Source organism: Aeromonas sp. FDAARGOS 1408 (assembly GCF_019048665.1).
GTDB lineage: Bacteria > Pseudomonadota > Gammaproteobacteria > Enterobacterales > Aeromonadaceae > Aeromonas > Aeromonas dhakensis.
On sequence record NZ_CP077394.1, the window covers coordinates 1,046,407 to 1,065,199 of the forward strand.

At 60.2% G+C, this 18,793-nt stretch carries 15 protein-coding genes; 8 read left to right on the top strand and 7 right to left on the bottom strand.

Features of this window, described 5'->3' with window-relative positions:
- The first annotated feature begins 652 nt into the window (after positions 1–652).
- Positions 653–2,554: a biosynthetic arginine decarboxylase gene (gene speA / locus I6L38_RS05055; protein ID WP_017781770.1), complete on the top strand. Its 1,902-nt coding sequence runs from the start codon at positions 653–655 to the stop codon at positions 2,552–2,554.
- Between the two features lie 78 nt (positions 2,555–2,632).
- On the opposite strand, the gene I6L38_RS05060 is transcribed toward speA, so the two are convergent.
- From I6L38_RS05060 to I6L38_RS05070, 3 genes are all read right to left on the bottom strand, one after another.
- Positions 2,633–3,151, bottom strand: a complete 519-nt coding sequence (locus I6L38_RS05060) for a hypothetical protein (RefSeq protein WP_024942798.1) — start codon at positions 3,149–3,151, stop codon at positions 2,633–2,635.
- Positions 3,148–5,130 carry an alkyl/aryl-sulfatase gene (locus tag I6L38_RS05065; protein WP_201880953.1) on the bottom strand — a complete coding sequence of 661 codons (1,983 nt, stop codon included), beginning with the start codon at positions 5,128–5,130 and terminating at the stop codon, positions 3,148–3,150. Before I6L38_RS05065 ends, I6L38_RS05060 begins: the two co-directional genes overlap by 4 nt.
- A 311-nt stretch (positions 5,131–5,441) precedes the next feature.
- Complete coding sequence (locus I6L38_RS05070) at positions 5,442–6,362, bottom strand: LysR substrate-binding domain-containing protein (RefSeq protein ID WP_024942796.1); 921 nt, start codon at positions 6,360–6,362, stop codon at positions 5,442–5,444.
- A gap of 313 nt (positions 6,363–6,675) precedes the next feature.
- Between I6L38_RS05070 and I6L38_RS05075 the strand changes: the two genes are divergently transcribed.
- Positions 6,676–6,864, top strand: a complete 189-nt coding sequence (locus tag I6L38_RS05075; RefSeq protein WP_010634417.1) for a hypothetical protein — start codon at positions 6,676–6,678, stop codon at positions 6,862–6,864.
- Between the two features lie 55 nt (positions 6,865–6,919).
- Here I6L38_RS05075 and I6L38_RS05080 read toward each other — a convergent pair whose 3' ends face one another.
- The 3 genes from I6L38_RS05080 to I6L38_RS05090 all read right to left on the bottom strand — a co-directional run bounded on the left by I6L38_RS05080 (position 6,920) and on the right by I6L38_RS05090 (position 11,003).
- Positions 6,920–7,210, bottom strand: a complete 291-nt coding sequence (locus I6L38_RS05080) for a hypothetical protein (RefSeq protein ID WP_024942795.1) — start codon at positions 7,208–7,210, stop codon at positions 6,920–6,922.
- Between the two features lie 297 nt (positions 7,211–7,507).
- Positions 7,508–9,514 (bottom strand): methyl-accepting chemotaxis protein, encoded by a 2,007-nt coding sequence (locus tag I6L38_RS05085; protein ID WP_201880955.1) that lies wholly within the window; start codon positions 9,512–9,514, stop codon positions 7,508–7,510.
- Between the two features lie 193 nt (positions 9,515–9,707).
- Entirely contained in the window at positions 9,708–11,003 is a 1,296-nt protein-coding gene (locus I6L38_RS05090) for an amino acid permease (RefSeq protein WP_005299451.1), read from the bottom strand.
- 257 nt (positions 11,004–11,260) lie between these two features.
- Between I6L38_RS05090 and I6L38_RS05095 the strand changes: the two genes are divergently transcribed.
- The 4 genes from I6L38_RS05095 (at position 11,261) to I6L38_RS05110 (ending at position 14,398) form a co-directional block, all read left to right on the top strand.
- Positions 11,261–11,644 (top strand): Rid family detoxifying hydrolase, encoded by a 384-nt coding sequence (locus I6L38_RS05095; protein ID WP_216989233.1) that lies wholly within the window; start codon positions 11,261–11,263, stop codon positions 11,642–11,644.
- Positions 11,645–11,666: 22 nt separating this feature from the next.
- The gene (locus tag I6L38_RS05100; protein WP_024942224.1) at positions 11,667–12,956 is read left to right on the top strand and encodes a serine dehydratase subunit alpha family protein; all 1,290 of its coding nucleotides are present in this window, start codon (positions 11,667–11,669) and stop codon (positions 12,954–12,956) included.
- A gap of 58 nt (positions 12,957–13,014) precedes the next feature.
- Positions 13,015–13,668: a transcriptional regulator gene (locus I6L38_RS05105; RefSeq protein ID WP_005299461.1), complete on the top strand. Its 654-nt coding sequence runs from the start codon at positions 13,015–13,017 to the stop codon at positions 13,666–13,668.
- 142 nt (positions 13,669–13,810) lie between these two features.
- Entirely contained in the window at positions 13,811–14,398 is a 588-nt protein-coding gene (locus I6L38_RS05110) for a histidine phosphatase family protein (RefSeq protein WP_024942223.1), read from the top strand.
- Positions 14,399–14,447: 49 nt separating this feature from the next.
- Here the strand turns inward: I6L38_RS05110 and I6L38_RS05115 are convergent, their stop codons facing one another.
- Positions 14,448–17,591, bottom strand: coding sequence for a DUF3427 domain-containing protein (locus tag I6L38_RS05115; protein ID WP_216989234.1), 3,144 nt, complete (start codon positions 17,589–17,591; stop codon positions 14,448–14,450).
- 154 nt (positions 17,592–17,745) lie between these two features.
- Here I6L38_RS05115 and I6L38_RS05120 point away from each other — a divergent pair, with 154 nt between their 5' ends.
- Together I6L38_RS05120 and I6L38_RS05125 are read left to right on the top strand one after the other, a co-directional pair.
- Positions 17,746–18,213, top strand: a complete 468-nt coding sequence (locus tag I6L38_RS05120; RefSeq protein WP_017781761.1) for a hypothetical protein — start codon at positions 17,746–17,748, stop codon at positions 18,211–18,213.
- A 153-nt stretch (positions 18,214–18,366) separates the two neighbouring features.
- Positions 18,367–18,735 (top strand): VOC family protein, encoded by a 369-nt coding sequence (locus I6L38_RS05125; RefSeq protein WP_005299484.1) that lies wholly within the window; start codon positions 18,367–18,369, stop codon positions 18,733–18,735.
- Positions 18,736–18,793 lie beyond the last annotated feature (58 nt).

An 18,793-nucleotide genomic window follows, 5' to 3' on the forward strand; every position in this document is an offset into this window, starting at 1 on the left:
GGCAACCCTGAGCAGGCAGAGGCCGCCAGACTCCCGCAGGATCATACGCCTATAGGGCGAGGCACGCAGAAACGACAGACACTGCTAGGGTATGGTTTCTTTAATACCGGTTAGGCTCCGGTATCAGGGAGAACAACGGACTCTCATTTTCCGGCTGACCGAGTGAGCCATCGGCTCATCATCTTCCCTTGTCATGGGTGGTCACTGGCGGTGAGCTGGCTGTGGTTGTTGTCGTCTATCAACACGCTTGCGTGCTGACGCCTTCGCATCTCTTCCTTGAAACCCTCCCCTGCTGTCGTGACGGCTGCCGAATGATGAACGAACGACGTGGCTGATGTCGTTTGTCATCAAAGTACCGCGGCGCTGGTTGCAGCACCGCATACCGTTGAGCTTGATGTAAAGCCACCAGCCCCACATCAAGACTCGTTACTTCCCCAAGATCCACCAGGCAGCCTAGGCTTGCCGCGATGAACCAGGGAGGTGGCGACAGGTGAACGTTCAGGTCAACCCGCGGCGTCAACGCCCGGTGCCGGACTTCTTGCCTTGCTCGCCCGCAGGCCGCTTCGGCGCGCCACACCTGCTCATCGATGGTCTGGATGTGATTGAGGGTAACGAAGGCGGCCACCGGCCGCTCATTTGCGAGGCATAGCCCATGACTAACTGGTCCAGCAAGGACTCCTTGAAGGTCTACAACGTTCCCTACTGGGGTGCGGGTTTTTTCAATATCAATGACGCCGGTCATGTGACCGTCGCTCCCGACAAGTCACGCCCTGACGCACAGATCGTGCTCTCCGATGCCATCGAACAACTGCGTCAATCCGGGCTGACCACTCCGGTACTGCTGCGTTTCCCCGACATCCTCAAGAGCCGGGTCGATGCGCTGTTCAACGCCTTCGGTCAGGCCATCGAGAAGTCAGGCTATGAAGGGGACTACCTGTGCGTTTACCCGATCAAGGTAAACCAGCAGCGTCGCGTCATCGAGACCATCAGCCAGTCCTACAGCGACAAGCCCCGGCTTGGCCTGGAAGCTGGTTCCAAACCGGAACTGCTGGCCGTGCTGTCCCATCACCATGAGCAAGGCTCGGTGATCGTCTGCAACGGTTACAAAGACCGCGAATATATCCGCCACGCCCTCTTGGGCAACCTGATGGGCCACAAGGTCTACATCGTGGTGGAGAAGCCCTCCGAGCTGGAAATGGTGCTGGACGAGTCAGCTCGCCTCAACATCAAGCCCAACATCGGGGTGCGTGCCAAGCTCGCTTCCACCGGCTCCGGCATGTGGGAATCGAGCGGCGGCTCCATGTCCAAATTCGGTCTGTCCGCCTCCCAGATCCTGGCGCTGATCGAGCGTCTGCGTGGCCTGGGCAAGCTGGACTGCCTGCAGCTGCTGCACTTCCACCTGGGTTCCCAGATCGCCAACATCCGCGACATCCAGGGCGGTATCCGCGAGTGCGGCCGTTTCTACGCCGAACTGCGTCGCCTCGGTGCCAACATCGAAGTGGTTGACGTGGGTGGCGGCCTGGGCGTGGACTACGAGGGAACCCGTTCCCAGAGCCACTGCTCCGCCAACTACAGCCTCTCCGAGTACGCCAACAACGTGGTGTGGGGCATCGGCGATGTCTGCCGCGAGTTCGACCTGCCGCACCCGACCATCATCAGCGAGTCCGGCCGAGCCCTGACCGCTCACCACGCCGTGCTGGTCACCAACATCATTGGTGCCGAAGGGGTGGAGATGAATGACATCAGCGCGCCGGACGAAGATGCACCGACCATTCTGCAGAACATGTGGAAAGGCTGGCTGGACCTGCGCGGCGAAGATCCCTCCCTGCTGGAGATCTTCCACGACTCGGTGGCAGATCTGGGTGACGTCAACACCCAGTACACCATGGGTCTGCTCAACCTAGAGCAACGCGCCTGGGCCGAGATGCTGCACCAGAACACCTGTCTGGCGCTCAAAGAGATGCTCAACCCGGTCAACCGCAACCACCGTGCGCTGGCCGACGAGCTCTCCGAGAAACTGGCTGACAAGTGCTTTGCCAACTTCTCCCTGTTCCAGTCCCTGCCGGATGCCTGGGGTATCGGTCAGGTGTTCCCGGTGATGCCGCTGGCCGGCCTCGAGCGTCCGCTCACCCGCCGCGGCATCCTGATGGACATCACCTGCGACTCCGATGGTCAGGTGGAGCACTACGTCGACGGTCTGGGTGTGGAAAGCACTCTGCCGATGCCGGTCTACGGCGAGCACGAAGAGTGCCACGTCGGCTTCTTCCTGGTGGGCGCCTATCAGGAGATCCTCGGCGATCTGCACAACCTGTTCGGTGACACCCACTGCGCAGAAGTGTGGCTGGACGAGGAAGGCAAGATGGACATCCGCAACGTGGTGCGCGGCGACACCGTCGACCAGCTGCTGCGTTACGTCAACATCGACCCGTCCGTCATTCGCGAGAACTATCAGCGGATCGTCTCACACCCGGCGCTGGACGACGCGGCCCGCAAGGCCCTGCTCGAAGAGCTGGAGCTGGGTCTGCAAGGCTACGCCTACCTGGAAGACGAATAAGCGCTTGCGCTGGTTCGTTGCCCCGATGGCAGCAAAGAAAAGGGAGGCAGATGCCTCCCTTTTTTCATGTCTGAACGGTCATGAGCCCAGGGCCAGGTGCAAGTCGTGCTGCAATTGCCGGCCATCTTCGCCCGGCATGGCAACCACCCCCAGCCGCAGCGCCTCCTCTATGGTGAGGGTGCCGGCCAGCAGGGCGTCGAGGGCCGCCTCGCTTAGCAGCATCATCCGATCCTTGGGGTGCGGGCCGGCAGTATGGAGCTGGAGCAGCAGTGACTCCTTGCCCCGCAGCCTCGACCAGAGCCCGGAATCGACCAGCAGGATGGAGACGCCGCCCCTGACGCCGGCCTGCTGGAAGCGGCTCTTCAGGGTCTGCAGCCAGGCCTGGCTGCGGGTAAACCCCGCCTCGCCGGTGAGGGTGGGGAGACGGGCCACCCTGTCATCATTGACCGCTGCCGCGGTCGCCATGGCAACGTCGAGTGCGCCGGGCCAGCTCTGTTCAAACGGATTGGGGTAGAGTGCGTCATAACCGCAGGTCTGCCCCATCCCGGGGATGAGGCAGAGCAGGGTCATGCACACGCGCAGGGTGCGTCGCATCATGGGGTCACTATGTTGAACCAGAAGTTGAACTTGTCGAGCAGGCCGACGAAGTCGCTGAAGGTCTGCTGGTTTCCCTGAACCTTGATCTCGCCGCTGGCGATCTTCTGCTCCAGCGTGCCCTGGCCCAGCTGGATGTCGTCCAGGGTCTGCTTGCTCAGGGTGAGGGTGACATCCGGCTTGGCGGCATAGTGGGTGGTGTGGTTGAGCACGGCGTTCTCCAGGCTCAGGGTGTGTTGCTCCCCGATGTCGGTGAAGTCCATGTTGATGACCATCTTCTTGCCGGCCGCTTTCTCCGGATTGATCCTCACCGCCAGATAGTCGAACAGCATGCTGGGGCTCATGGCGCGAATGGTGTCCGGCGAGGCGGTGACGGTCGCCCCGGCGGTGGGTACGCCGTTGCGCAGCTCATAGGCCCCCTGCAGATAGACGGAGCGCCATGGGCCGGACTCGGCCTGATAGCCCAGCTGCTCGAGCGCATCGGCCAGCAGCAGCTTGCCCTCCTGGTTGTTCGGGTTGGCGAACACCAGATGCTTGAGCACTTCCGCGACCCAGCGATATTCCCCCTTGTCGAACGACGCCTTGGCTTTTTTCAGCAGCGCCTGTTCACCGCCCATGAACTCGACGTATTTGGGACCGACCATCTCGGGTGGCAGGTTGTCCAGATCGGAGGGGTTGCCGGAGTACCAGCCCATGTAGCGCTGATAGACGGCCCGGCTGTTGTGGCGCAGGGTGCCGTAGTAACCGCGGTTCGGCCAGAAGTCGTTGAGCTCGGGGGGCAGGGCAATCTTCTCCGAGATCTCCTCACCCGTGTAGCCCATGTTCATCAGCCGCACCGACTGGTCGTGGATGTACTTGTAGAGATCCCGCTGCTTCTTGAAGTAGTCGACGATGCTGGCATTGCCCCAGCGCGGCCAGTGGTGGCTCTGGAACTTGACCTGGGCCTGGTCGCCCCAGGTCTCGATGGTCTCGTTGAGGTAGCTGGACCACTTGAGCGCATCGCGCACCTGGGCGCCGCGCAGGGTGAGGATGTTGTGCATGGTGTTGGTGGTGTTCTCGGCCATCCAGAGTGCCTTGCTGTCCGGGAACCAGGTGTTCATCTCGGCCGGCGCTTCGGTGCCCGGGGTCATCTGGAAGACCATCCGCACGCCGTCCAGGGTGACCTCTTCCCCACTCTTGGTGATGAAGCGGGTCGGCAGCAGCAGGGAGGGCACGCCGGTGGAGGTAGTCTGCCCCAGGCCGCCATTCACGCCTCCCTGGGCATTGCGCGGCAGCAGGGCGCCATACATGTAGACGGCGCGGCGGGCCATGGCGTTGCCGGCGATGACGTTTTCCGAGACCGCATGCTCGGTGAACCCTTCGGGGGCGATGATCTGAACCCCGTTCTTTTTCACCTCGTCCGGCGAGGTGAACAGGCCGGCGGCCCCGCCGTAGTGATCCACGTGGGAGTGGCTGTAGACCACGGCAGTGACCGGCCGCTCGCCCAGGGTCTGGTTGATGAAGGCGAGGGCCGCCTTGGCGGTCTGCGGCGAGATCAGCGGGTCGAAGACGATCCATCCCTTGTCACCCTGGATGAAGGTGATGTTGGAGAGATCGAAGCCGCGGATCTGGTAAATCTTGTCGGTCACCTTGAACAGCCCGTACTCCATGTTCAGCTGGGCATTGCGCCACAGGCTCGGGTTGACGGTATCCGGCGCCGTCTTGTCCAGGCCGATGTAGGTCTTGTATTGCTCCAGATCCCACACTACGTTGCCCTTGTCATCCTTGATGGTGAGGGTATCCGGTTTGGCGATGAAGCCGCGCCGGGCGTCCTCAAAATCCTGCTTGTCGTTGAATGGCAGGGTGTGCAGCACATTCTGGTTGGCCTGGATGGTAAATTCGCTGGCCGGCTTGGGGTTGATGATGGCCCAGGCCGGCTGCAACAGCAGGGAGCCACAGAGGCATAGGGTGACAATGGTGTGCGTCGAGAACTTGAGCTTCATCTGTTTTCTCCAGATTGTGGTGGGCAGGCCGGACCAAGTGTAGTCAGACTCTGATGCCTCCCAGTAATAAACAGGGTGAGTGACGGGTAGCCGAGATGGCGCCAGCCATGGCAGGCGCTATCCGGACCCGGAGTGAAACGTAGGGCGAGAGATGCCCCCTGACGACATGTCCCATGAACATGGTCAGCGTTGCTCTGTTATTCGGGCGTTGCGGCATTACGCCGAGGGCACGGCAACGGGGTCGGCACCAGAGTAGTCAAGCCGGCCGCAACAATCATGGCAGCCGGCAATAAACGACAGTTAAGCGGTGGTTAAATGAGGGGGACGCCGGCGCTGATGAGGTGCAGTTGGCGGATAAACCACTGGAGGGCGGGATCCCGGCCCTGCGCCTGGTGCCAGCTGATGTAGACGGGACAGTAACTGGAGGCCCAGGGCAGCGGAAAATCCTTGAGCCGCAGGGTGTCGCGCACCTGTGCGACATGCCACTGGCTGACCACGCAGAGCCACTCGGTCTGGCTGACCAGGGAGAGGGCGGTGAGCAGGGCGTTGCTCTCGTAGGCAATCTTGCGGGGAGGCAGGGCCTGCTCGCTGAGGCTGCGGATGACCCAGTCGTCCTTGCGGCGCACATCCCAGACCACGTGCTCCTCGGCAAAGAAGGTTTCGAAGTCGAGGCTCTCCCCGATGCGCGGATGATCGGCGCGACAGGCCACCCTGAGCTCCAGGGTCAGCAGGGATTCGTTGCAAAAGCCGGTCTCTTCCAGCGCTGTGCTGGCCAGTACCAGGTCGATGTTGCGAAGGCGCAGCGCCTGCTGACGCAGATGCTCTTCAAACATGCCGGGCACCGACTCCACCCGGCAGTGGGGCGCCACCCTGGCCAGATGGGCGAGCAGCGCCGGCAACAGCAGGAGATCGAGGTCCGGGTGGCTGGCGATGCGAAAGATGCGCTGGCTGGTGAGGGGATCGAACGCCTGGTTGAGCAGCAGGGAGCGCTCCATGGTATGCAGGGCGGTGCGGATCTCCCGGTGCAGGGCGAGGGCACGGCTGGTGGGGATGATCCCGCGGCCATCGCGGCGAAACAGGGGCTCGCCGATGAGGTCGCTGAGCCTGCGAATGGCCTGACTGATGGCGGCGGGGGTCATCTCCAGGCTGGTGGCCGCGGCCGATACCCCCTTCTCGGTCATGACGCGATCGAAGATGCGAAACAGGTTCAGATCTATGTGGGAGTGGCTCATCTATGCCTCCTCTGTGGGCCTGGTCGTGTGGCGCCAGGCGCTGGCTGTCGCCGGGCCCCGCCATGGGGTGAAGGGCGCCTGAGGGGCTGCGCAGGATCCGCTGCCCCAGCTCACATTGTGGCGGGCGTGGCTGACTGAGAACTTAACGAGCAGCATATGACCATCGCTGAGGCAGAAGAAGCGCCTTTCGGGGCTCTTTTACCGAGAAATGGTGGCGTCGGCAACCTGGCTTGATCTGCATCAAGTTTGTAACGCTCTGGTTACTTTACGGTCGAAAAAGGATGTGGGTAGTAGGTAACAGAAGGATGGATGTATGGAACTTGAAAGGGACCCGAGATGTTATACCGACGTCTGTATCGACGGTAAGTGGTATCACTATGACCACTGCAGCACGCACGTTTACATGCTGATGGGAGGGGCGGCGCCGAGCATGACGCTGGCTTATGAGCCCAGCAGCGAGGAGGAGTTGATCGAGATGCTCCGCCAGCTCGCCTGCGGTTGAACCATATTGCTGCGGCCATCGGCAGCTTGCCGATGGCCGCGCTTCATCTACTTACTCAATTGCCCCGCTTCTGCCCCAGCAGTGTCTTGCCGAGCGCCTGCACGGCGATGGCCGCGGCGTAACCGGCGTCCGACTTGCCTAGCTCATCGGCCACGTAGAGGAAGTTGGAGCCATACTTCTCCACCGCCTCGCGCGGGTTGGCCGCGTCGATGAAATCCTCTTCCACCTCGAACCCCTGCGCCAGCAGCGCCTCTTTCTCGGGCAGGAAAGTGGGGGAGGCCATGTCAATAAAGGTGTACTGCTGCCGGTTGGAGGCCGGGATAGAGAAAAACTGGTACTTCGCCATTTGCGATACCTCGCCTGAACGGTTGTGTCGTGATGCGAGCTTCCTCTCGCCGAACTTTCGTCGAACTGTTTCTCGGGCGTCGAACTGTTTCTCGGGCGTTGAACTGATCCCCGGGCCTGTGGCAGGCAAAAGGGTAACGTTCGAATCTTGTTGTGGCTGCAGATTACACCGCTTTCTTCTCATAGCACAATGGGTAGTCGATACTTTTTTCGCCAAGAAAAACAATGCGGCCCGGCCGCCTGAATTTGCAAAAAAAACCAGCCCGGCAAGGGGCTGGCGTGGGTGACGGGCGCCGGCTCAGAGCACGAAGCTTTGCACCATGGCACGCAGCTGCTCGGTGAGCTGGTGGATCTGGCGGGCGGCGTCGCGGGCCGCGTTGGCTACCTGCAGCGCCTCGTCGCTGCCATCGGAGATGCGCACCACGTTGCGCTCTATCTCGTTGACCACGGCCCCCTGCTGCTCGATGGCGCTGGCAATGACCGAGTTGGTGTCGACCATGCTGCCCACCCGCTCGGTGATGGCGCCAAAGGCCTGCTGGGCCTCCTGAGCGAGGCCGACCCCCTCCTGCGCCTCGCGGCTGGCGGCGGACATGGCGCTGACCGAGGCGCGGGCGCCGGTTTGCAGCTGCTCGATCATCTGCTGGATCTCGACCGTGGCCCCCTGGGTGCGACTGGCCAGCGAGCGCACCTCGTCGGCCACCACTGCGAAGCCGCGCCCCTGCTCGCCGGCGCGGGCCGCCTCGATGGCGGCGTTGAGGGCCAGCAGGTTGGTCTGCTCGGCGATGCCGCGGATCACCCCGATGACGCCACCAATCTGGCTGCACTGCTGCTCCAGCTGGCCGATGGCCTCGGCGGTGCGCAGCACCTCGCGGTTGATGTGGTCGATGGCGGTGATGGTTCGCTCGACCACTGCCTCGCCCTGACTCACCACGGCCTGCGCCTCCTGGGTCATGCGGGCGGCCTGCTGGGCGTTGCCCGCCATGTCGTGGGAGGTGGCGGCCAGCTCCTTGATGGCGGTGGCCACCTGGTGGGTCTCCCCTTGCTGATCGGCGATCACCTCCTGGGAGCGGCAGGTCCGCGCTTCGATTTCGGTGGCGCTCTCCACCACGTTGACGCCGTTCTCCCGCACCCGCAGCATCAGGGTGCGCAGGGTCTGCAGGGTCACGTTGTAATCCCGGCTGATGGCGGCCAGCTCATCCTGGCCGACGATTTCGATCTGCTGGCCGAGATCCTGGGCGTTGACCCGGGCGGCGATCTCCCGCACCCGGCCCACGGTGGCGCGCAAGGAGAGATAGGCGCCGATCATCAGGTAGAGATAGACCAGCAGGATGGCGGTCAGCGGCCCGGTTACCCACCAGAAGTGGCGCTGGTTGGCGGCCATGCGCTGGTGTAGATCCGCCTCCAGCCGCTGGCGTACCTGACCGGCCAGCGCCGTGATGGCGGCATCCAGCCCATCCCCCAGCGCCAGCACATCCTGGCTGGAGAGCTGCACCTGCTGATCCTTCATCATCTTGTTTTCCAGGGTGTCGACCCCCTGATGGGCCTGCTGCAGCAGGGCGTCGGTCTGCTGGCCCAGCTCGCTGCGATAGGTGGGCGCCATCTCGTAGAGCAGGGTCAGGTCGGCCTCCAGCTCCTGCAGGGTGGCGTTGATGAGGTCGAGGCGAAAGCGCAGCGCGCTATACCCTTGCGCCTGAAACAGGCCGAAGTCGGCGATGGTGGCGGCCCTGTCCCGCACCTGGGCCAGCAGGTCGCGCAGCTGCGGCAGCCGCTCGCTGGCGAGCACCACCATGTAGTAGGTGCCGAGCGCGGGATCCTGCACCAGGCTGCTGGCGGCGGTAATGCTCTTGTAGAGGTGGCGCACCTCGGTCAGCAGCTTGTCGTGGCGCAGGTTGCTCTGATCCACCTCGAGCCCGAGCGCCTCGTTTTGCAGGCCGGCCCAGCCCTGGGCGAGGGCATCAAAGGTGGGGTTTTGCTGTCCACTGGCGGCAAAGGCGGCCAGGCTCGCATCGACGGCTTGGGCTGCGGCCTTGACCTCCTCTTCGTCGACCGGATTCTGCTCATAGCCGTGCCGGGTGACCAGGTTGCGATGGCTCAGCAGGGCCTGCTCGATGGCGGGCAGCGGCGCCAGCTTGACTACGCCGGCCAGCTCCTTGCGGGCCTGGGCATTGTCGTCCTGCAGCCGACCCAGCAGGTTGGTCATGCTGTAGGCCAGCGGCAGCAGCATCAGGCATGACCAGAGCAAAAACTTGTACTTGAAGGAGAGCTGATTGCCGAGCCGGATGGCGGGCATGAATATCCATTTCATATGAAGCCTCGGGCCCCGAGGGGGGCGTGTAGCGGGATGGCTGGATATTACTCCTCGCCGGGGAGGCTCGGTTGGAAGGGCGGTGGAAGTTGTGATCCTCTTGGCTTTTTCACTCAGGAAGGGGGCTGAATGGGTCAAACAGGCGGGCCACCCTCAGGGTGGCCCGCCGCCGATGACACAGGGTGCCGGCAGATCAGTTGAAGGCGAGGAAGGGCGAGACGCAGAGCAGCAGACCGGTGACGATGATGATGTAGAGGGAGACCCCCTTGTACTTGTGCAGCGCTGGCACCTGATAGACCAGGTAGGCCGGGATGAGGCAACCCACCATGCCGAAGATGGGGCTGCAGATGGAGGTGAAGCTCAGCACCGGGGCATTGAGCACGATGGCTCCCCAGGAGAGCAGCACGGTGAACACCATGATCCCCTTGCCCACCAGCCCTTTGTTGATGCGATCTTCCGGCATCACCCGGCGCAGCAGGTTCATCGCCAGCCCCTGGCAGGCTTCACGAAAGCCCAGATAGACGCCGAAGTAGGCGGTCATCACCGCGAAGATGTTGAGGGTGAGGCTGAGCAGCTTGAGGGTCTGGCCCGGCATGCCCTGGGCCACCATGGCCAGCGCCGAGATATTCTCCTCGGAGGCCTTGACCGCCTGCTCGTGGCCCATGGCCAGGGTGAAGGAGACGGCGTAGAAGAACACCACCACGAACAGGATGCCGAAGGCGATGTTCATGGCGCGCATCGCCTTGAAGCGGGCCACTTCCAGGGATTTTTCCCGCGAGCGGTAGGAGATCACCATGGGGCTCAGGCTCTGGATGAAGAGAATGGAGGTGAGGGTAAAGGGGAGCATGACGATGGCATCCTTCAGCCAGTCACCGCTGGCCGGCATGGCGGTGATGTTGGCGGCATCCCACTTGCCCACCATCATCAGGCCGAGCACTGCCACCACGCTGATCTTGGTCAGCACCATGAAGGTGGAGATCTTGAACAGCAGGTTCTCGCCGCGCGAGGCCAGCGCCACCAGGGCGCAGATCAGCACCAGCCCGTAGAAGGGATTCTCGGAGAGCAGTTGCTGGGTGACCCCGAAGCTTTGCAGGAAGGAGGCGCTGTCATTGGTGATGGCGGTGGAGTAGACGAATACCCAGATCACCAGCATCACGAAGTAGAGGGCGCCGAGCAGCACGCCCCAGTTCTTGCCGAGGTAGCCACTGATGACGCTGGGGTAGTCCTTGCACTCGGGTGAGGTGGCCAGGGTATTGATGAAGAGGCGCTGGAACATGTACATGGCCGGGTAGCCGATCACCGCCGACAGCAGAAACACCCACAGCCCCATCAGTCCCACCTGCACCGGCAGGAAGACGATCCCCGCCCCGATGGCCATGCCGATGCTCATGATGACCCAGCCCCAGTCGGTGCTGTCAAAACGAACCGCTTCTTTCCATTCCAGCGTGCCCATCACGGGCCGGGTGAGTGTCGTACTGTGCGCGTCCATAAAATACCTTGTTTTTGTAGGGGTAAAAATCAAGTGCAAATATAGTTGAATGAAAAGTTGCGAAACAATGCCTTTTATCGCTCTTGTACCCAAAAAGGGAGGCTGATCACGCTTTCCATTTGCACTATTACCGAATTTATCGCTGTTTTTGCAGGTTTTTGTTGAATGAAATGATTAATGAGCAAATAATGTTGAACAAGACAAGACTGTTGATTACAAATGATTGCAAAAATAATTGCATTTTAAGGAGTGGCGATATGAAAAAGATCATAGTGGCGGATGCCGCACCCGATGCCATCGGTCCCTACAGCCATGGCACAGCCTATGGCGACCTCATCTTTACCTCTGGCCAGCTGCCGGTGTGCAAACAGCAGGGCGGCGTGGTGGAAGGGGGCATCGAGGCCCAGAGCCGTCAGGCGCTGGAGAACCTCAAGCATGTGTTGGAAGCCGCTGGCGGCAACCTGGGTACCGTGCTCAAGACCACCTGCTATCTCGCCGAGATCAGTGATTTTGCCGCGTTCAACGAGGTTTATAAACGCTATTTCCTGAAAGATTGTCCGGCCCGCAGCTGCTTTGCCGTGAAGGATCTGCCGATGGGTGTCAGGGTTGAAGTGGAAGCGATCGCTCACATCGCTGGTTAATGTTGATAGAAAGGGTGTTCTGATGAAGCAAGCGTGGCAGCAGTATCTGCAGATTATTCAACAGGTTGTCAAACCGGCGCTGGGCTGTACCGAGCCCATCGCCGCCGCTTATGCCGCCGCCGTCGCCGCCCGGCAACTGGGCTGCAAGCCCGTCCGGCTGGAGGTGGTGGTGTCGGACAACCTCTACAAGAACTCCATGGGGGTCTATGTGCCGGGCACCGGCAAGATTGGGCTGGCCATTGCCGCTGCCGCCGGTGCTCTCGGCGGCAACGCCGAGGCCGGGCTGGAGGTGTTGGCCGCCATCACGCCGGCCCAGGTCGCAGAGGCGCAGGCGCTGATCGATGCAGGCCAGGTGCAGGTGAGCCGCACCTCGGCCCCCGAGTTCATCTATTGCCGGGTCCGCTTGTTAGGCCTTGATACAGAGGGCACCGAGCACAGCGCCGAGGTGACCCTGTGCGGCGGCCATACCCGCATCGTCGAGCAGCGCCGCAATGATGAAGTGACCTTCACGGCCGAGCAGGGCCAGGGCGGCGCCACCGGCGCCATCTGCGACGGGGTCGACATCAGCATCGCCGCCATTCATGAGTTCGCCACCCAAGTGGAGTTCGAGCAGATCCGCTTTATCCTGCAGGCCTCCGAGCTCAACGGCAAACTCTCCGACGAGGGGATGAACAACCCCTATGGCCTCGAGATCGGCCGCACCATGCAGCAGAACATCCAGGCCGGTCTCATCGGCGAGGACGTGATGAACCGCATCGTGATGCGCACCGCGGCGGCCTCCGATGCCCGCATGGGGGGCGCCAGCCTGCCGGCCATGAGCAACTTTGGCAGCGGCAACCAGGGCATCGCCGCCACCATCCCGGTGGTGGTCATCGCCGAGCGCTTTGGCGCCAGCGAAGAGCAGCTGGCCCGCGCCCTCATCATGAGCCACCTGGGGGCCATCTACATCAAGTCTCACTATCCGCCGCTGTCGGCCTTTTGTGGCAACACGGTCACCAGCGCGGCGGCGGCCATGGCCATGGTCTATCTGGCGGGCGGCAGTTTCGAGCAATCCTGCCACGCCATCCAGAACGTGCTGAGCGACAGCGCCGGCATGGTGTGCGACGGCGCCAAGGCCTCCTGCGCCATGAAGGTGAGCACCTCCTCCGGGGCGGCGGTGCGCGGCTTCCTGATGGCGCTCAACAGCCACGGGGTATCGGGGCTGGGGATCGTGGCGGGCAACGTGGAGCAGACCATTCGCAACGTGGGCCAGATGGTCAAAGACGGCATGTCTGCCACAGACAGCACCATTATTGATATCATGTCCGCCTGAGTGTCCCTGTCGGCTGCCGCCCTTGCCCGGGTCGGCGGCCCTTTTATAAGGTTTCAATGTGAAGCTGCAAGAGCTGAGTCAGACCGATTTCGAGATCCTCAAGGCGATGGAGATCATCGTGGACGGCATCGCCGCCATGTATGGTCAGCACACCGAGGTGCTGCTGCACAGCCTGGATGCGCGCAATCCGTCGATCATCAAGATTGCCAACGGCCATATCACCGGGCGCAGCGTCGGAGCCCCCATCACCAACCTGGCGATGATGAAACTCAAGAGCGGGCAGGATATCTCCAGCCCCTACATGACCAAGTGCGCCACCGGCAAGACGCTGCGCTCGCTCACCACCGTCATTCGCAATGGCGAGGGGCAGGCCATCGGTCTGCTCTGCATCAACACCGACATGGACGCCCCGCTGCAATCCGTGCTGCGCACCATGATGCCGGAGTGTCTGCATGGCCACGATGGTCACGCCACCCCTGAGGTGTTTGCCCGCAACATCGACGAGGCCCTCAACAGCACCATCGACACCGTCAGTGCCGAGGTGCGCGGCAACGAGGCGGTGCCCCCATCCCAGAAGACCCGGGTCATGGTCAACCAGCTGCATGAGCTCGGCATCTTCGAGCTCAAGGACAGCGCCCAGATAGCGGCTCGCCAGCTCGGCATCTCGGTTCACTCCATCTACCGCTATCTGCGGGAGATCAAGAAGGGCTGAGCACGGAGCCTGCCGGCATAAACGGGTCACCATTGACCCGTTTTGTTTTTTTCTTTCCCCCGTCTGTGCCTTGGCTGCCCCGGCACATCTGCTACCATGCCTCTCTTGTTTTTGTTATCTCGTTGAACCTGCTGGAGAAACCATGTCCCGTACCCTCTATCTGCTGCGCCACGGCCAGACCCGTTACAACGCCGAACTGCGACTGCAGGGGCGCTGCAACTCCGAACTGACCGCCAAGGGCGAAGCCCAAGCCCTCGCCATGGGGGCCCGTCTGGCCAAGCTGCTGGCCGAGCCCGCCGACTGGACCATTTACGCCAGCCCCCTCGGCCGGGCGCGCCAGACCGCGGAGCGAGTGTGCCAGCAGCTTGGCTTGGACCAAGCGCGTATCGTCTGGGACGAGCGGCTGGTGGAGTTGGGGATGGGGGAGTGGGAGAGCCGCCGGGTGCCCGAGCTGCTGGCGGCCCACCCCGAGCTCGATCTGGAGCAGCCAGACTGGTACCTGCAGGCCCCCGCGGGGGAGAGTTTTCAGAGCATTCAGGGGCGGGCGCTGAGCTGGCTGCAGGATGAGCACATCGCCGAGCGCGCCATCGTGGTCTCTCACGGGCTGTTTGGCGCCATGTTGCGCGGCGCCTATGCGGATTTGGACTACACCACCACCTGGCTGCAGGAACTGCCGCAGGATGCCTTCTTCAAACTGAGCGGCGGCCGCATCGAGCGGATCCCCTGCTGACCCCAACCAAAAGGGCTTGCCATTGGCGAGCCGTTTGTTGTTTAGTCGTTTAGCCAACGGCCAATTTTGCTGCATCCTTCCACATAAATGGCGGCATCGGGGTACTGAGACGCCATTTAATGTTCATCGGTTGGCTGCCAGTGTGGGATACGTACTCCACCTCACCAAAGTTCACAAAGCCAAGGGTGCGGCCAAATTCATCTTTGCTCTGCTCGCGGACGAACAGAAACAAGCGCTTACCCTCTGCTCTGTGGTTTATGTAACTCAGCCCCTTACCCCGTTCTGGGCGAGCGCTGTTTTGGCTCTGCCAATGAAACAGCGACTCGTTGATGGCGTAGTCGTGATAACGGGTAGTGGGGGAGAAGTGCTGTTCCGCTTTGTTCAAGGTCACGAACAGCAACTCGATATTTTGCTCTGCGATGACATACACCCCTTCGCGAGCCGTGGGTTGCTGCGCGAAGGTGGTCGCGCCAAAGCCAACCAGCACCTGCTCTCTGGCATAGCGAGCATGCAGTTGCAGCGGATTACCCGGAAGGTTTGGCATGGCGCTTTGTTCGTGTTGTACCCGGTTGACCAGCATGGGCAACAGATCTGCCAGCTCGGCCCTCAACTCTGGTTGATTGAGTTGTTTCAGGCTGTGCGCCAAGGAGCTAAAGCCTGCGTTGGGGCCGCTCTGTTGCCAGAAGTCGTAATGGCACATCAAGGCCATACGTTCATTGTGCTCAGGCGTTAAGGTAAAGGCGCTTTCCACCAAGGTTTGTAAGAAGTTCAAGTAATGGAGCGCATCACAACCCAATAGCCGGGTTCTGATAGCCCGGGTATAGAGGGTAGATAGCTTCTCATCGCTCATTTCAGAAACGGTGTGGTTGCGGGCCTGTCTGACCAAGGCGCTCCAGTTACCGCGTTTGTAGATCTCCTCAAGGCTGATGTGAGGGTAGAACTTCAAAAAATTCGCCAGTGTCAGCGGTAAATTGCAATCCTGTGAGAAACGGCGGATCAGGCCCATGAGGCGTGAGGTATTGAGAGTCGCCCTCTTGATATTGCTCAGAATTAACTCTTGGGTCTGTTTTGAGAGTTCGATGCGGCAGCCCAAGGGGGCGTGAGGGAAGCCTTGTTTGATCTCGTGGCTGATCGCCTTATTGGTTTTACCCACCAGTGCCCGGAATTTCTGGGCAAAGTCATACTCCGCATGGGCATTCCCAACAAAGTCCAACACGGTGCAGCACTCTTTATCGCTCGCCAGCCGCAGGCCCCGCCCTAATTGCTGCAAGAAAATGGTGAGGCTTTCCGTTGGTCGTAAAAACAGCAAGGTATCGACTTCCGGGATATCGACACCTTCGTTGAAGATGTCCACCACGCAGAGAATATTGATAACGCCGGTACGCAACTCCTGTTGTTTGCTATGCCGCTCGTCTCGGTTATCGCTGGTGAGGATGTCAGCCTTGATGCCCTTCAATAAAAATGCCTTGCACATAAAATCGGCATGTTCACGGCTAACACAAAATGCCAGCGCTTTGATCTTGGTAATATCGGTGACGATCTCATCGAGGCTCTGAACTATCTTCTGTACCCGCTGCTGATTGTGGGTATAGATATTGGTGAGCTCAGTGATGTCATAACGACCATTTTTCCAGGTCACTTGGCGCAAGTCAGTATCATCATCGATACCAAAATATTGGAACGGGCAGAGATGGCGACGATTGATGGCCTCTGGCAATCGGATCTCCGCTGCGATGACACCACAAAAATCAGCGAGAATATCGCTGCCATCATGGCGCTCTGGCGTTGCGGTTAATCCCAACAGAATGTGAGGTTCAAAGGCGGCGAGCAGACCACGATAGCTGACCGCAGCAATATGGTGAACCTCATCGATGACGATGTAATCGAAATAGTCTGGGCTAAGACGTAAATTAGCCAGCTGGTTATTCAATGATTGCACCGAGGCAAATAGTTGACGGTAGTGAGTAGGCACGGCACCGCCGACCAAGAGTTCGCCAAAATTGGATTGCTTGAGCACACCGCGGTACGAGGCTAATGCTTGGCGCAAGATCTCCTCTTTGTGGGCGACAAACAGGAACTTTGCGTCGGGTTTGGTTTTCAGAAAACGCGCAAAATCAAAAGCGGAGATCAGGGTTTTCCCTGTACCGGTGGCCGCCACCACCAAGTTACGAAAGCGCTGGTGTAAAGTGCGCTCCATCGCCAATTGCTCAAGGATCTCCTGTTGATGGGGAAACGGCGCGATATCAAAGAAATAGGCAGGGCTATTTTTGTCCCCATCGCCACGGGCCTCTTGCAGCGCATGCTGCAATTTTGTACGGCTTTCGAGCTTACCATCAAACAGCTCAAAATCATCGGACTCCCAATAGGTTTCAAAGGTACTCAGGGATTTATCGATAATATGAGGGATCTCTTGCGAGGTGATTTTTAGGTTCCACTCCAAGCCGCTGGTGAGGGCAGAATGAGAGAGGTTGGATGAACCTATATAGCCGGTATGAAAGCCGGTATTTCGGCAAAATAGATAACTTTTGGCATGCAACCGCTCGCGCTGGGTGTTATAGCTGAGTTTGACTTCGGTATTGGGGAGGCTGGCTAAAAATTCAACTGCCTTGGCGTCGGTTGCACCCATATAAGAGGTAGTAATTACTTTTAATTGGCGGCCGCTACGGGTGAACTCCTCCAGCTCATGACGGAAAATACGGATCCCTGCCCATTTGATAAATGAGACCAGCCAACAGATGCTATCTGCCGATAATATCTCCCGTTTAATCTCCGACTCCATCGACAAACCCGCATTGCTGCCGCAGAACAGCTCACTTTGCGTTAGACCGGTCAGAGGGAAAATATCCTCGGCATATTGCTTTAAATTGGCAGAGATGGGGTTATCCAACTGGTAGAGCGCCGTCAGAATTTTTCCCTGACTATCGATGAGGTTCTCGCCAATAAAGTCTGGATCTTGTGTGCGATCCTTTAGCCAAAGTAATAACTGGTTAGCCAGCTCAATCTGCCGTTGCAGCTGATCCTCTCCAGTTACCGAACCCACTGCATATTCCAAAACCCGGCTCAGAAATCGCGATAACCAGACTGCCGCTTCGGCAGGTTCAAGCTGGCGTTCCCCTACGTAAAAGCGCTCGCGGTCGAGTCGAGATGTCAGCAGTTGAGTAATGAGTTGTTCATAAATACCACATTGTTGCATCGAACACTGGCCTTGAACGTTGTACATGAGGGTGGCGAGAAGAGTATCATTTTTTCCAACCAAATCAGTAAGCTGTTGTCGCCTGTTACTCGTTTGAAAATTGCCCCGATTTTCCGTGATACAACTCGGCAGTGGTAACCACAAGGAGGTGGTGATGGATCCGGTTTCTTATCTTTTCTCGGCTTATCTCAATCTGGTACAGCAGCAGGTATCGGATATTTATGGCACTGAGCTCAAGTCGCTGGTGGTGGAGTATGAGGGGGAACAAATCCCCTTTGCCTTCCAGTTCTGGCAGCTGCAGCCGAAAAGCGTCTGCCGCAGCTACGAGCAGGATGCACGGCGCTTCAGCCAATGCACCGTCAAGGCGGCGGCGCTATTTGGCAAGCTGTGCGATCAGTTGTCCCGCCAGGACGACAGCCACTCGCAGCAGCCCCAGTATCGCGCTATGTACTGTGCCGCTTCAGTCAACTACCGCCCCATGATCGCCGACATTCGCGAGAGCAAACCGGATGCGGCCCGGCAGGCTGAGCGCGCCTGCAATCAGGCCATTCTGGCCGCGATGGACAGTGATGATGAAACCCTGCTGGCCCAGCGTGATCAGGCGTGTGGTACCCAACAGTGAAAGCCACCGCCGCCTTCACTCAGCTAGCGGCTCTGCTCGGCCATCTTTGCGCCATTCGGCACATTTGCCAGGTGGGCAATTGGGTATGATTAGGGGGCCCACAGGCCAGTCTGTCTGGCCAGCGCTATCGACACACATCAGCCAGGAGGGGACATGATCAGCCATATCGACCATCTGGTATTGACGGTCAGTGACATCGAGCGGGCCGTCGCGTTTTACAGCTCGGTGCTCAACATGGAAGCCATTACCTTTGGGGCGGGGCGCCGGGCCCTGCGCTTTGGCAACCAGAAGATCAATCTGCAACTGCTCGGGCAGGAGCCGCGCAACCGGGCGCAGGTGGGCTCGGGAGATCTCTGCCTCATCACCCGCTGGCCGCTGGAACAGGTCATCGCCCAGCTCCATTGCCACGGGGTGGAGATAGTGGAGGGGCCGGTAACCAAGAGCGGGGCCTGCGGCCCCATCGAGTCGGTCTACTGCCTGGATCCGGATCACAACCTGATTGAGATCAGCCGTTATCCCTGATGGCGCTTGGCATCGGGTGACGGCCGGTGGATGCCGCCCTGCCTGAGCAAGTACTGAG

Bases quoted from the DNA above. Each gene is read 5' to 3' on its own strand.
- speA (WP_017781770.1), top strand. From the start codon at position 653: ATGACTAACTGGTCCAGCAAGGACTCCTTGAAGGTCTACAACGTTCCC.
- I6L38_RS05060 (WP_024942798.1), bottom strand. From the start codon at position 3,151: ATGATGCGACGCACCCTGCGCGTGTGCATGACCCTGCTCTGCCTCATC.
- I6L38_RS05065 (WP_201880953.1), bottom strand. From the start codon at position 5,130: ATGAAGCTCAAGTTCTCGACGCACACCATTGTCACCCTATGCCTCTGT.
- I6L38_RS05070 (WP_024942796.1), bottom strand. From the start codon at position 6,362: ATGAGCCACTCCCACATAGATCTGAACCTGTTTCGCATCTTCGATCGC.
- I6L38_RS05075 (WP_010634417.1), top strand. From the start codon at position 6,676: ATGGAACTTGAAAGGGACCCGAGATGTTATACCGACGTCTGTATCGAC.
- I6L38_RS05080 (WP_024942795.1), bottom strand. From the start codon at position 7,210: ATGGCGAAGTACCAGTTTTTCTCTATCCCGGCCTCCAACCGGCAGCAG.
- I6L38_RS05085 (WP_201880955.1), bottom strand. From the start codon at position 9,514: ATGAAATGGATATTCATGCCCGCCATCCGGCTCGGCAATCAGCTCTCC.
- I6L38_RS05090 (WP_005299451.1), bottom strand. From the start codon at position 11,003: ATGGACGCGCACAGTACGACACTCACCCGGCCCGTGATGGGCACGCTG.
- I6L38_RS05095 (WP_216989233.1), top strand. From the start codon at position 11,261: ATGAAAAAGATCATAGTGGCGGATGCCGCACCCGATGCCATCGGTCCC.
- I6L38_RS05100 (WP_024942224.1), top strand. From the start codon at position 11,667: ATGAAGCAAGCGTGGCAGCAGTATCTGCAGATTATTCAACAGGTTGTC.
- I6L38_RS05110 (WP_024942223.1), top strand. From the start codon at position 13,811: ATGTCCCGTACCCTCTATCTGCTGCGCCACGGCCAGACCCGTTACAAC.
- I6L38_RS05115 (WP_216989234.1), bottom strand. From the start codon at position 17,591: ATGCAACAATGTGGTATTTATGAACAACTCATTACTCAACTGCTGACA.
- I6L38_RS05120 (WP_017781761.1), top strand. From the start codon at position 17,746: ATGGATCCGGTTTCTTATCTTTTCTCGGCTTATCTCAATCTGGTACAG.
- I6L38_RS05125 (WP_005299484.1), top strand. From the start codon at position 18,367: ATGATCAGCCATATCGACCATCTGGTATTGACGGTCAGTGACATCGAG.